This is a genomic window from Avibacterium paragallinarum (genome assembly GCF_011765605.1).
GTDB classification, from domain to species: domain Bacteria; phylum Pseudomonadota; class Gammaproteobacteria; order Enterobacterales; family Pasteurellaceae; genus Avibacterium; species Avibacterium paragallinarum.
Map to the genome: position 1 here is coordinate 1213062 of NZ_CP050316.1, position 14297 is coordinate 1227358.

10 protein-coding genes and 1 pseudogene are annotated in these 14297 nt (G+C 38.1%); 7 read left to right on the forward strand and 4 right to left on the reverse strand.

The features are described from left to right. Positions 1-178 precede the first annotated feature (178 nt). The 3 genes from nrdA to HBL79_RS05755 all read left to right on the forward strand — a co-directional run bounded on the left by nrdA (position 179) and on the right by HBL79_RS05755 (position 4680). Entirely contained in the window at positions 179-2449 is a 2271-nt protein-coding gene (gene nrdA, locus HBL79_RS05745; RefSeq protein ID WP_035688290.1) for a class 1a ribonucleoside-diphosphate reductase subunit alpha, read from the forward strand. Between the two features lie 84 nt (positions 2450-2533). Continuing rightward, the gene (locus HBL79_RS05750) at positions 2534-3622 is read left to right on the forward strand and encodes a metallophosphoesterase (protein WP_017806136.1); all 1089 of its coding nucleotides are present in this window, start codon (positions 2534-2536) and stop codon (positions 3620-3622) included. Positions 3623-3630: 8 nt separating this feature from the next. Further along, complete coding sequence (locus HBL79_RS05755; protein ID WP_046097405.1) at positions 3631-4680, forward strand: ABC transporter substrate-binding protein; 1050 nt, start codon at positions 3631-3633, stop codon at positions 4678-4680. A gap of 75 nt (positions 4681-4755) precedes the next feature. On the opposite strand, the pseudogene sohB reads toward HBL79_RS05755, so the two are convergent. Beyond that, positions 4756-5813: pseudogene (gene sohB, locus HBL79_RS05760) on the reverse strand (protease SohB). Between the two features lie 179 nt (positions 5814-5992). On the opposite strand from sohB, the gene HBL79_RS05765 reads away from it, so the two are divergent. Continuing rightward, positions 5993-6574, forward strand: coding sequence for an FMN-dependent NADH-azoreductase (locus tag HBL79_RS05765; protein WP_035688286.1), 582 nt, complete (start codon positions 5993-5995; stop codon positions 6572-6574). Positions 6575-6709: 135 nt separating this feature from the next. Here HBL79_RS05765 and HBL79_RS05770 read toward each other — a convergent pair whose 3' ends face one another. Beyond that, entirely contained in the window at positions 6710-8329 is a 1620-nt protein-coding gene (locus HBL79_RS05770; protein WP_178285667.1) for a LuxR C-terminal-related transcriptional regulator, read from the reverse strand. Positions 8330-8600: 271 nt separating this feature from the next. Here HBL79_RS05770 and xthA point away from each other — a divergent pair, with 271 nt between their 5' ends. Together xthA and HBL79_RS05780 are read left to right on the forward strand one after the other, a co-directional pair. After that, a complete protein-coding gene (gene xthA, locus HBL79_RS05775; protein ID WP_035688280.1) occupies positions 8601-9404 on the forward strand; it encodes an exodeoxyribonuclease III in 804 nt (267 codons plus the stop codon). Between the two features lie 120 nt (positions 9405-9524). Beyond that, the gene (locus tag HBL79_RS05780) at positions 9525-10472 is read left to right on the forward strand and encodes a hypothetical protein (protein WP_035688277.1); all 948 of its coding nucleotides are present in this window, start codon (positions 9525-9527) and stop codon (positions 10470-10472) included. A gap of 84 nt (positions 10473-10556) precedes the next feature. On the opposite strand, the gene metF is transcribed toward HBL79_RS05780, so the two are convergent. Both metF and HBL79_RS05790 read right to left on the reverse strand, forming a co-directional pair. Beyond that, positions 10557-11435, reverse strand: coding sequence for a methylenetetrahydrofolate reductase (gene metF / locus HBL79_RS05785; protein WP_035688274.1), 879 nt, complete (start codon positions 11433-11435; stop codon positions 10557-10559). A gap of 349 nt (positions 11436-11784) precedes the next feature. Continuing rightward, a complete protein-coding gene (locus tag HBL79_RS05790) occupies positions 11785-12306 on the reverse strand; it encodes an HAD-IA family hydrolase (protein ID WP_051128110.1) in 522 nt (173 codons plus the stop codon). Positions 12307-12709: 403 nt separating this feature from the next. On the opposite strand from HBL79_RS05790, the gene trhP reads away from it, so the two are divergent. Beyond that, positions 12710-14080 carry a prephenate-dependent tRNA uridine(34) hydroxylase TrhP gene (trhP, locus tag HBL79_RS05795; RefSeq protein ID WP_035688271.1) on the forward strand — a complete coding sequence of 457 codons (1371 nt, stop codon included), beginning with the start codon at positions 12710-12712 and terminating at the stop codon, positions 14078-14080. Positions 14081-14297: the final 217 nt, after the last annotated feature.

Consider the following 14297-nt stretch of genomic DNA (forward strand, 5'->3'; position numbering starts at 1 on the left):
AATTAGATTTATTATTTTTTCTTATGTATAAAGAACTTATTTTCTGTCAAGATTGAGATGAAAAATAACAGAAAATTTTATACTTGCAGTTTTCCCAATAACCCATTATCTTGTATCCAATTTTCTATAACCTACTAGATATTGTGTTTTAGTACAATACCAACAAATCGGATACTCTATGAATAAAGCGATGATGGTCACCAAACGTGACGGAAAACAAGAACCCATCAATTTAGACAAAATTCACCGAGTGATTACTTGGGCGGCTGAAGGGTTAGATAATGTTTCAGTATCTCAAGTAGAGCTGCGTTCTCACATTCAATTTTATGAAGGTATTCGCACTTCAGATATTCACGAGACTATTATTAAAGCGGCAGCGGATCTCATCAGTAAAGAAACCCCTGATTATCAATATTTAGCGGCTCGCCTTGCAGTATTCCATTTGCGTAAAAAAGCCTATGGACATTTTGATCCACCACGTCTTTACGATCAGGTTAAAAAATTGGTCCGTTTAGGGAAATATGATGAAGCCCTTTTAACCGATTATAGCCGTGAAGAATGGGACGAAATGGACGGTTTTTTAGATCACTGGCGTGATATGACTTTCTCTTATGCGGCGGTGAAACAGCTTGAGGGGAAATACCTCGTGCAAAATCGCGTTACCGGCGAAATTTATGAATCCGCACAGTTTTTATATATCTTAGTGGCGGCAAGTTTATTTTCTAACTATCCGAAAGAAACCCGTTTAGATTATGTACGTCGTTTCTATGATGCGACTTCCACATTCAAAATTTCGCTTCCTACGCCAATTATGGCGGGAGTGCGTACGCCTACACGTCAATTTAGTTCCTGTGTGCTAATTGAATGTGGTGATAGTTTAGATTCAATTAATGCTACTGCATCTGCCATTGTGAAATATGTATCGCAACGTGCGGGGATTGGTATTAATGCGGGGGCAATTCGTGCCTTAGGTAGCCCAATTCGTGGCGGTGAAGCATTCCATACGGGCTGTATTCCGTTCTATAAGTATTTCCAAACTGCAGTGAAATCTTGCTCGCAAGGTGGCGTACGTGGTGGTGCGGCGACCGTTTACTACCCGATTTGGCATTTAGAAGTCGAAAGCCTATTGGTATTAAAAAATAACCGTGGCGTGGAAGATAACCGTGTTCGCCATATGGATTACGGTGTACAGCTCAATAAATTAATGTATCAACGCTTAATCAAAGGTGGCGAAATCACCTTGTTTAGCCCTTCTGATGTACTAGGGTTATATGAAGCGTTCTTTGCTGATCAAGATGAATTTGAACGTCTTTATACCCAATACGAACAAGATCCAAACATTCGCAAACGTAGCGTAAAAGCCGTTGAACTGTTCTCACTATTAATGCAAGAACGTGCTTCAACAGGGCGTATCTATATTCAAAACGTGGATCACTGTAACACACATTCCCCATTTGATCCGAGTGTTGCTCCCGTGCGTCAATCAAACCTTTGTTTAGAAATTGCACTGCCAACAAAACCGCTTTCTCACATTCACGATGAAGAAGGGGAAATTGCTCTTTGTACCCTTTCCGCCTTTAACTTGGGAGCAATTCAACACCTTGATGAGCTGGAGGAACTGGCAGATCTCGCCGTGCGTGCATTAGATGCACTGTTAGATTACCAAGATTACCCTGTTCCTGCGGCAAAACGTAGCTCACTCGCTCGCCGTTCATTAGGTATTGGGGTGATTAACTATGCGTATTATCTCGCGAAAAATGGCGTTCGCTACTCTGATGGCAGTGCCAATGACCTCACTCACCGCACTTTCGAGGCAATTCAATACTATCTTTTGAAAGCCTCAATGAATTTAGCCAAAGAGCTTGGAGCTTGTGAATATTTCAATCAAACCACGTATGCACAAGGCATTTTACCGATTGATACTTACAAGAAAGATGTGGATAACCTCACCAAAGAGCCATTGCATTACGACTGGGAAACCTTGCGTCAAGAAATCAAAACCATTGGCTTGCGTAACTCCACACTGACAGCCTTAATGCCATCAGAGACCTCATCACAAATTTCTAATGCCACCAATGGTATTGAACCACCACGTGGACACGTGAGTATTAAAGCCTCAAAAGACGGCATTTTACGCCAAGTTGTGCCAGATTATGAAAACTTAAGCGACAATTACGAATTATTATGGGACATTCCAAATAACGATGGCTACTTACATCTGGTTGGGATTATGCAAAAATTCGTTGATCAAGCCATTTCAGCTAACACAAACTACGATCCTCAACGTTTTGAAGACGGCAAAGTGCCAATGAAAGTGCTATTAAAAGATTTATTAACTGCTTATAAATATGGATTAAAAACACTTTACTATCAAAATACTCGCGATGGTGCAGAAGACAGCCAAGAAGAGCTTGATGACAGTTGTGCTGGCGGGGCTTGTAAAATTTAGTATATATCAGTAAAATGAGCAAAGTGTAAAGTGCGGTTAAATATAACCGCCTTTTTTACTTATTATTTTATTAAGGATAAAACATTGGAAGTTGATTATTTTCTTATTTTCACGCTTTGTATTATTAGCCTACAATTCTTGATTTTTGTTTTCACAAAAACATTATCTTGGTTGTATGTTAAAAACAGCACACTTTCCTATCGGCTTTTTGTTGCAAGTCTCTACATAAGTATTAATAGCATTTTCTTACTTACCGTATTCCATATTTATCCAATGTTTCGTATTGGTGCATTTATTCTGGTGATACTCCTTTTTTCCTCCTTTAGTAGTCTGCTGTGTAGTGTTGTTTATCTATTATTAAAAAAAACAAAATATGGTATAAAATCATACAACATATTAACTTGGCTATATCCTGTAGGTCTATGTAGCATAATTGGAACCAGCGTTTATAATGCTTATACCCCTGTAGTCATTCACTATGAAATTGAGATAGATAAGCCTTTGTCCCCTTTACGTATCGGTATGGCAAGCGATTTGCATCTAGGACGATTATTTGGTTGTACGCAGTTAGATAAACTTTCTCATATTATGAATAAAGAGAATGTTGATATTATATTACTGCCTGGAGATATTATGGATGACAATATTGATTCTTATATTGCAGAAAATATGTCTTCTCACCTTTCAAAATTAAAAGCTCCTCTTGGTGTTTATGCCACCCTAGGTAACCACGACTTTTTAGGAAAAGAACAAGAGATTTCTCAGGAACTCCGAAAAGTTGGTATTAGGGTTCTAATGGATAATATAGCAAATATTAATAATAGATTTATCCTTATAGGGCGTAATGATAAATTATTCCAAAAGCGGCTAAAAACCGCACAACTTCTTGAAACAGTGAATACTAACTTGCCTATATTTCTGCTTGATCATCGTCCCAATGAAATTCTTGAGCATTCCTTTCTTCCTATTGATATCCAAGTTTCAGGACACGCTCATAAAGGACAAATTTTTCCAGGTAATATTATTACTAAATTATTATATGATTTAGATTACGGCTATAAAAAAATTGGTAAGGGACATTTTTTCGTTACCTCAGGCTATGGTTTTTGGGGCGTTCCTATGCGATTAGGCTCGCAATCCGAAGTATTCATTATTGATGTAAAAGGCAAATAGGAGCAAAAATGAATTTATTAAATAATAAATTGAACAAAATTCTAACCGCACTTTGTTTTGGTATTCCTTTACTCTCCCCCTCACTCGCAAAAGCTGAAGGGAAATTGACGGTTTACTGTAGTGTGCAACATACAACTTGTGAAAAAATCACACAGGCATTTAGTAAAAAATACAATATTAGAACTCAATTTGTACGTAATAGTACTGGGGCAACGTTATCTAGGCTAAAAGCAGAAAAATCTAACCCTCAAGCTGATGTATGGTATGGAGGAACGATTGATCTTCATTACCAAGCCGGTGATTTAGGTTTGCTCACACCATATCGTTCTCCCATGCAAGCTGAGACTATGCCGAACTTTAAAACACTATTAGAAAAAAAAGGTGATCTCACATCGATTATTTATATGCTCGTACTGGGTATAGGGGTCAATACAAAAAAATTTGATGAACTGAATATCAAAGAATACCCAAAATGCTGGAAGGATTTATTAGATCCTCGTTTAAAAGATCAAATCCAGATACCTGATCCTCAACTTTCTGGAACAACTTATACACTAATCAGTACGCTGATCACACTTTGGGGGGAAGACAAAGCTTTTGAGTTTTTAAAACAGCTGGATCACAATGTTTCACAATATTTAAAAAGTAACCAAGTAACGAGCAATCTCGCCCGTGGAGAAAGTGCTGTTACCGTAGGATTCATTCATAGTTACGCTACGGAAAAAGAAAATGGTGCCCCCGTAGAAGCCATTTTGCCTTGCGAAGGAGATAGTTATTCTTTGGGGGGAATGAGTATTATTAGAGGAGCCAGAAACTTGGACAATGCAAAATTATTTGTAGATTGGGCTTTATCCAAAGATGCCCAAGAAATCCCTTGGAAAGAAGCTAAAGTTTACCAAATTCCAACTAACACTTATGCTGAAGCATCCCCTAATTCAATCGATCCAAAAACCTTAAAATTAATGGATATTGATTTTGAACGATTTGGGAATGCAAATGAAGGGAAAAGACTCATTCATAAATGGGTAGAAGAGATTAAATTAAAAAACTCAAACTAACTTCATCAGTATAAAAGCAATATTGGCAGATAATGCATATCTGCCAAGTAAATCTGTTTTCGCACAGAAGCTTTTCTATATTCCTGTTCTCCCAGTTCCTTTAAGACAACGAAGTACGATAGTTTCTATACTTTCTTCCGCTTGCTTACCTAATTTTTGTACCAAAGATTTTTTTACTTTGTATTTCACTGCAAGTACTGTCTTTACCTTAATTGCTTGTAAAATAAGATCATCACTGGTTGTAATCTCATCAATCAAATTTAACTTCAATGCTTGTTGCCCAAACCAATGCTCTCCCGTTGCAATCTGTTCTACATCAATCTGTGGACGATGCTGTACTACAAATTGTTTAAATAATTGATGGGTTTCCTCCAATTCTTTCTGAAATTTCTGCTTACCTTTATCCGTATTCTCCCCTAATAATGTTACGGTGCGTTTATATTCACCGGCTGTCATTACATCTACATCTACATCGTGTTTTTTTAAGAGACGATGAATATTTGGTACTTGTGCCACGACCCCTATCGATCCAATAATGGCAAATGGTGCGGCAATAATTTTATCCGCCACGCACGCCATCATATAACCACCACTCGCAGCCACTTTATCTACCGCTACAGTTAATTTTATCTGATGCTGCTTTAAACGTGCTAATTGTGATGCAGCTAAACCATAACCATGCACAACCCCGCCTGGGCTTTCTAAACAAAGTAAGACTTCATCTTCTGGCTTTGCTACAGCAATAATTGCACTCACTTCTTCGCGAAGAGCCGCGGTTTCTGAAGCTAAAATATCCCCTTTAAAATTCAAAACAAATAAATGCGGTTTCCGTTCATTTCTTGCATCTTTCCCTGTTTTACACTTTTCTTTTTCTGCTTTGGCTTTTTGTTTTTCTTTTTTTTACGTACCTTTTCCGTATATTTTAATACCTCTTCAGAAAGATGAAAGTCCGCTAATCGTTTCACATTTTTTTGATATTCTTGTGACAAATCTGTAACTACTAACTCCCCTACTTGATGCATTTTTTTCTGCTTAAAGGAAAGTATCACCACTATAAAAGCAATGATTACCAAAAATAATGTCAGTATCTCTAAAATAAATAAACCATAGCCTACCGCTAATTCCGACCACATAATCTGTCCTTATACTTAAATAAAATGGAAGTACGATCATAACGGATTTTTAGCAAAGTGCAATTTTCTACTGATTATTCACAATTAAGAAAAAATCTTTTTCCATCTCTTTTATTTACTAAAAATATATAGGCTCTATAATGCCCCGCATTACGATAAACAAAAATTAAGGTTTTATTATGCAAAAAGTATTAGTTTTAAAATCCAGCATTTTAGGCACTCATTCCCAAACCAACCAGCTTTCAGATTATGTTGTGTCCAAATTCCCTAATACACAGATTACAATTCGTGATTTAGGCACAAATCCACTCCCACATTTTGATGCTATCGCCGCTAATGCCTTACGAGGTGAGCCAAAAACAGAACAAGATAAAGCATTACTTGCTCTTTCTGATGAATTGGTTGCGGAATTAAAAAACGCCGATATCCTCATTATAAACGCACCAATGTACAACTTTAATATTCCTACTCAATTAAAAAGCTATATTGACTTCATCGCTCGCCCGCGTGTTACTTTTCAATATACAGAAAACGGCCCTGAAGGCTTAATAAAAGGCAAAAAAGCTATTGTATTAGCTTCTTTTGGTGGTGTTCATCAAGGACAAACCTCAGATATAGTAACGCCTTATCTCAAAACCTTTTTAGGCTTTATTGGTATTGATGATGTTGATTTTGTTTATGTGGAAGGCGTAGGTTCTGGCTCAGAAGTAGCAGCAAAATCGCAAGAACAAGCTAGAGCGAAAATTGATACATTAGTTTAATATATTTAACAAAGAAGAGCTGATATTCTCTAATATTGTTCCTTTCATTCGAACAACATTTCAGCTCTTTGTCAAAATCTTAGGCAGCGAAAGCTGCCAAAACACTAGACATCAAAAGTACCGGCTTTTCTTATGCTAAACGTTGAACCAATGCGGTAGTTTAAATTTGGACTCAGCAAAGAGGGTTGGAGCAATGACTGTACTTTTACCCTGTTGGATTTGAAATAATAAATGCGGTTGGCTGGTAGATAGATCTTGGGTGTTATCAGGGTAAGCCAGCCCCGCTTGCACTTCTCCACCAAAATAGTAAGTGCCGTTTACCCCTGTATAAGCTAAAGAACGAATGCCATTAATGACCTCTTTAAACACTCTTGGGGAAGTGCTATGTCGCCAAACATTGGCAAGAATTTGAATTTGATCATAAGCGACGCTCGCTTGTGAATAACTGGGTTGATGATGAAAAAATCGTTGATAATCTTGGCAAAATTTGCGTCCCGCATAAGTCATACTAAGCCCTGTAGTACTTGCCCACAATACGCCTTCACACTGTTTTTCTTGCGGTAAAAATACCGAAGGTACGTAAATACTATAAATAATCGTATTAATCGGATTTTGGATAAACAATTGATAAAATTGTAAAATATCTTCCGCAAAATAAGAAGCAAACACGATCAACGTTGGATCAATCTGATGCACTTGTTTAATAGCATAATCAAAAACCTGTGGCGATTTTTCTAATGTTAAAACATCAACTTGCCAATGTTCCTGACGTAATTGAAAGATAAGATTTTCAATACCAATATCAATTTTTTGCCATTTTACGCTAATCACCAAAATCCTTTTATTTTTCATCACTTGCGGATAATGATGCTGATAAGCTCGAATAAAACGTGCAACCCCTGCCCCATAATTAATATCGCTGGCACAAGCCTGAAAAATATTTTTTATCTGATTGTGATGAGATTTGCCCAAATCACTATGTGTAGCAAGATGAATATAGGGAATCCCTTTACTGGCAATCCAGTCGTGTAAATCAGGAGAATAGCAGGCATAGCTCGCAGAAATCGCATCAACTTCTTTATCTAATAATCGTTGGTATGCTTGATGGATACTTTGCGGATCATCAACGCAAAATCCTACCGTTTCTAACCGCACTTGCCGCCCATTAATCCCACCTTGTTGGTTGATCATTTCCACTGCTAATTGTGAACCGTTGCATAATTCTTGCGTATCTAGCTTACCGATTCCTTGTTCAACACAAGGCACACCGATGGTAATTGGATAAGCCATTGTTGAATGAATAAAGTGCGGTGCTTTTTGCGGCAGTTTTACCCCTTTCGCAAGGCTTTCAATTTCATACGTTGCTAAAATAGATTGCGATAAATCACCCGGTGTTGGCAAACAGCACAGATTTTCTGTTACCGCAAACACCGCCAAGCTAGTCCGATTTTCAATTTGTGTTTTTTGAAAAAGATGCTCAACGTGTTTGGCGACAGTGCGTTCACTAATAAAAAGCTGTTGAGAAATTTCTACATTGCTTAGTCCACTACTGAGCAAGGTGAGAATTTCAATTTCTCGCTTACTCAGCTCAAAAGGCAACTGAGTTTGTTGGGCGATCATCAAGGTAAAGATCTGCTTATGACGTTGTAAACTTACATTAAGCCATTGATTATTTTCTGTTTGATAATAAAAGCACAAGCTATCTCGTTTGGAAGAAAGTAAAGCCTGAGCATAATCAATGAGCGGAGGAAACATTTCAAAATACGCTTTCCCTACACAACTATCCCACTCTATTAATTGTTTTTGCTCATCAACCAAGCACGCTCACGCCAATTCCATTTTTATCCTAATTTGTTATTTGCAAACAGAATCATCATAAAGAAGTTTGTCTACCAATTTACTGATATAAATCAATAGATAAACGACAAAACAAAGTGCGGTGAAATTTTTTATCATTTTTGAAATCTTACAAACCTTAGTATAATGTCCGTCTGATTTTATAAATGAATGATTAGGAACTTATTGAATGAAAGTAATGTCTTTTAATATCAATGGATTGCGAGCTAGACCTCATCAGCTTGAAGCTATTATTGAACAATACCAGCCAGATATTTTAGGTTTGCAAGAAATTAAAGTCGCCGATGAAGATTTCCCTTACGCGTTGGTGGAACACTTAGGTTATCACGTTTATCACCACGGGCAAAAAGGGCATTATGGTGTGGCATTTTTGTTGAAACAAGCACCCAAAGCCATTCACAAGGGCTTCCCTACAGATGAGGCGGACGCACAAAAACGCATCATAATGGCAGAAATGGAAACCGAATTTGGTTTGCTTACAGTAATTAATGGCTATTTTCCGCAAGGAGAAAGCCGTACCCACGAAACCAAATTCCCTGCCAAAGAAAAATTTTACGCGGATTTGCAACGTTATTTAGAGCAAGATCACGATAAAAACAACCCAATCATCATTATGGGCGATATGAACATCAGCCCGACAGACTTGGACATCGGCATTGGTGAGGAAAGCCGTAAACGCTGGTTGCGTACGGGAAAATGCTCATTTTTGCCCGAAGAACGCGAATGGTACAATCGCCTTTATGCTTACGGTTTAACCGACACCTTCCGCCATTTAAACCCAACCACCAATGATAAATTCTCGTGGTTTGATTACCGCTCAAAAGGTTTTGATGACAACCGTGGCTTACGCATTGATCACATTTTGGCAAGCAATAATTTAATTGATCGTTGTACAGATACAGGCATTGCTCTTGATATTCGTGCAATGGAAAAACCTTCCGACCACGCACCAATTTGGGCGGTGTTTGAGTAAAGAATAAGTGCGGTGTAAATTTTCCGAAAATTTTAAAAATTTGTACCGCACTTGATTTATTGTCTTTTTAAATAAAATGTTCATAATTTAATTTCCATAAACAGAAAACAGAAAATTATTATGAATACATTCATTGATATATTCACAAACCCATTCACTATTTCTATTGCATTACTGCTACTATTTATTACTCGCTACTTTATTGACGAAAATGACAAGACTGAGGATACTGACGACAAAAAAAGTAAAGGCAGAAAAACTTTTCTTTTGACTATTCCTATAGTTATATTTTTTAATATCTCATTAATGAAATATTTCTCATCACATTTTAATATAAAACAATTCACCGAGTTTTTAAATCCAACAAGTGGAACGCTTTTGCTAAGTATTGCTAATGTGTTAGCAGCTCTTAATATTATACGGAAGAATAAAAACATCACTTTATTCATTCAAAAAAATCAGCTTATGATTTCTGTGAGCACTGCTCTATTTACTACATTATTTTATATAATAAAACCAATATTAATGTCCACATATTATTCTGCAATAGATCAAGCAACATCAGCACTGACACTTAATTCTCTACAACAATATCCAATATTCCGCGAATTATTCCCCTCAATAACGATAGAAGCACTTTATTTCATCGCTGCCATAACTATTGCCTTTGAAATTTCTATTTTTACTATCTCATATAATAAAGGAAATGGTGATAAGAAAAACTTTTATCTTACATTTCTTACTCTATTTTTTATCTTCCTATTTTCTGCATCACATATAACTTATTTAACAAAGATGCTAACAGAAAAGGTATTAACAAATCAAAACACTGGCTATTTGATAGTTCAATATGAATACTACCCACTCAATGAAAGATGTGACAATCCTCACTTAATTGAATTAAGTAAAACGGGTAAATATTGGTTTAAGTCTATTTCTCATAACAAAATCATCTATGTCGAAGGAATATGGAACGATCATATTAGTAAAGAAGAAAGAACACTTGAAAATATTGAAGAATATCGTTTTCATCCATTCGAAGAAGAATGTATGAAAACGATAAAATAATATGAATTAATACGATATAAATGAATATAGAATTAGCATAGTAGTTAATCTACTATCCCCTCAAATAAGTCATATATTCTGATACTATGGACGCACTCCCAATGTGTGGCAAATGGCATAAGTTAATTCGCTGCGGTTTAGGGTGTAGAAATGGAAATCTTTCACCCCTTCGCGAGAAAGAACGCGAACCATATCAATCGCCACGCTGGCTGCGACTAAATTTCGCGTTGTCGGGTCATCATCAAGGCCTTCATACATCTTCGCAAGCCAAGCTGGAATTTTTACATTGGTGATCGCTGCCATTTTTTGTAGTTGTTTAAAATTGGTTACGGGTAAAATGCCGGGTACAATTTCGGCATCAATCCCAATGGAAGCACAGCGATCACGGAAGCGGAGATAGCTATCAATATCAAAGAAAAATTGGGTAATAACGTGGTTTGCCCCTGCATCAATTTTGCGTTTTAAATTGATTAAATCCGCTTGTGCAGATTTCGCCTCTAGGTGCACTTCAGGATAAGCAGCCACCGAAATATCAAAATCAGCGACGGAACGCAATAACTCCACCAAGTCAGAAGCGTAAAACGGCTTTTTCGCATAGCCTTTTGGCTCATCACCACGCAATGCCACGATGCGATGAATGCCACTATCCCAATAATCTTGTGCAATGCGTTTTAATTCTTCAGGCGTGGCATCAATCCCCGTCAAATGTGGTGCGGCTTCAAGCCCTGTTTCTTGCTTAATGCGTTTCACTACGCTATGCGTACGATCCCGCTCACCCGAATTTGCCCCGTAAGTGACGGAAACAAATTTCGGCTTTAACACTTGTAAGCGATGAATAGAGTCCCACAAAATTTTTTCCATATTTTCATTTTTAGGTGGAAAAAACTCAAATGAAACATTTATATTGCCATTAACCCCTGATAAATAATGATTTAGCGTATCTATTTCTTTTGCATAACTCATAATACTTTCCTTTGTCATTTTTCCTATTTAGACTGCTTTACGGCTATAACATTAAAAAGAAAATAAATATGTGTCAATTTCAAAAATTTCATTATTTTAATGAAAATAATTCATAATAAAAAATACTCTTTATACTGATAAAAGCATAATCGCTAATAAAATAGGAAAAGCGGTAAATTTTACCGCTCAGAAAAACCATATTCACAGAAGTAGAAACAGAATAAAGAAACATTTTCTCAGTAAAAAATTAATACACTGACGAAAATAGAATTTCCAGTTCACCACTTACTTCATTTAAGCGAACATCAACGGCTTCAAGATCCTTAATCACCAGCTCATTAGGAAATGCCTAAGCAGAATAAGTGGTGGCAAGCACGACCACTTTCGCCCCGGCACGATGCCCTGCTTTGATACCACCTGGAGCATCTTCAAACACAACACAACGCTGAATATCCACGCCCAGATCTTGTGCGGCTTTTAAATAGCCCTCAGGATTTGGCTTGCCTTGGCTCACTTTTTCCGCCGTGATCAAGGCTTGCGGAAGGGGCAACTGACAATATTGCAAGCGGGTTTTGGCAATGCTTTCGGTGGAAGAAGTAACAATCGCCCATTTTCCTTGAGGAATTTTTTCCAACAAGGCTTTCGCTCCCACAATGGTGGTGGCTTCCATTTCTTTGGCTTCTTCTTGGGTAAATAACTCCACGGCCGCGTGAATATCCGCATTTTCACCTAAAATACTGCGAGCGGTATCTTCAGGACGGCGACCGTGGGATTGGTGGACCACCGCTTCTGTATCTAAACCATAATGCTCCGCCCAACGTCCCCAAATTCTGGCACAGGCTTGGCTGGAATCAATTAATGTCCCGTCCATATCAAATAAAATGGCTTGCGCGTTAAAACTTACTTTTCCACATTACGCATAATAAACTCCTTTTGGATCATTGGGTTAATCATATGATGGCAGACAATGCTGTCTGAATAAGAAAGGAAAAGTAACAAAAGGCTTGCCCTTTGATTGGGTAAAGAATATACATCTTGAGCGTTCTTCAAGTCAAGATTTACCTCAAAAGAAGTAGCTGATTTCTTGCGGCGTGAAAAGTACGGTCAAAAAGTGCGGTCAAAAAATAGGGTAATTTTACACTGCACTTTTACATTGGGCTGTGCAAATGAGAAAACCCTCGCTTTACAAATCCGAAAATCCCCCTACAATAGCGGGTTTTACGCATTCGCCTTGAGTGAATGCCTGACTTGTAATCAGACACTAAGAGAAATTTATGACAACCACTTTTAAACCCGAACTGCTTTCCCCAGCAGGCTCATTAAAAAATATGCGTTATGCCTTTGCTTATGGGGCTGATGCCGTTTATGCAGGGCAGCCACGTTATAGCTTGCGTGTGCGCAATAATGAATTTAACCACGCCAATTTGAAAATTGGGATTGACGAAGCCCACGCCCTCGGCAAAAAATTCTATGTGGTGGTGAACATCGCCCCGCACAATTCTAAATTAAAAACCTTTATTAAAGATCTTCAGCCTGTAGTAGAAATGAAGCCTGACGCGTTAATTATGTCCGATCCGGGGCTAATTATGTTGGTGCGAGAGCATTTCCCTGAAATGGATATTCACCTTTCCGTGCAAGCCAATGCGGTAAACTGGGCAACGGTGAAATTCTGGAAGCAAATGGGCTTAACTCGCGTGATTTTGTCCCGCGAGCTTTCCATTGAGGAAATCGCTGAAATCCGCCAGCAAGTGCCTGATATGGAAATTGAAATTTTCGTTCACGGGGCATTGTGTATGGCATATTCTGGGCGTTGTTTGCTGTCAGGCTATATAAATAAACGCGACCCAAACCAAGGCACTTGCACCAATGCTTGTCGCTGGGAATATTCCGTTGAAGAGGGGAAAGAAGACGAGGTCGGCAATATTGTTGGGGAAGAAATTCCAATCAAAAACGTTGCCCCAACCTTAGGCGAAGGACAAACCACTGATAAAGTGTTTCTGCTCGCTGAAAGCCAACGCCCTGAAGAAAAAATGTCTGCCTTTGAGGACGAACACGGCACTTATATTATGAATTCCAAAGATTTGCGAGCGGTACAACACGTTGAAAAACTGGCACAAATTGGCGTGCATTCGCTCAAAATCGAAGGACGCACGAAATCTTTCTATTATTGTGCAAGAACCGCACAGGTGTACCGCAAAGCCATTGATGATGCCGCAGCGGGCAAACCTTTTGATGAAAGCCTGATGGACACGCTAGAAAGCCTTGCTCACCGTGGTTATACCGAAGGTTTTTTACGCCGCCACACCCACGATGAATATCAAAATTACGACTATGGTTACAGCATTTCAGAGCGTCAGCAATTTGTCGGCGAATTTACGGGCGTGCGTAAAGACGGCTTAGCCGAAGTGGCAGTTAAAAACAAATTTTTGCTCGGCGATGAAGTAGAATTAATGACCCCCAAAGGCAATATTGTGTTCAAAATCCAAAGAATGCTGAACCGCAAAGGCGAAGAAGTGGAGGCAGCATTAGGCGATGGACATTTTGTGTTCCTTGATGTGCCTGAAGATCTTGAGCTTGATTATGCGTTATTAATGCGAAATTTGGTCAATGCCAACACGCGTAACCCGCACGCAGAAAGCAAATAAGATTTTTCTGCAAGCAATCCAATACAGAAAAGATGAGTGTTATCGCTCATCTTTTTTACTGCCTGCGATTATTACCTGTTGATTTCAAAATAATATCGAGTTCTTTCACTTTGCCATACCACTTATATCCTTGCCTTATTTTAACTCTAAAAATAAGATGCCAATGATTAATTTCTGCTTGAAAACTCCCCTCCCCCCCTTTTTATACTATCTTAAT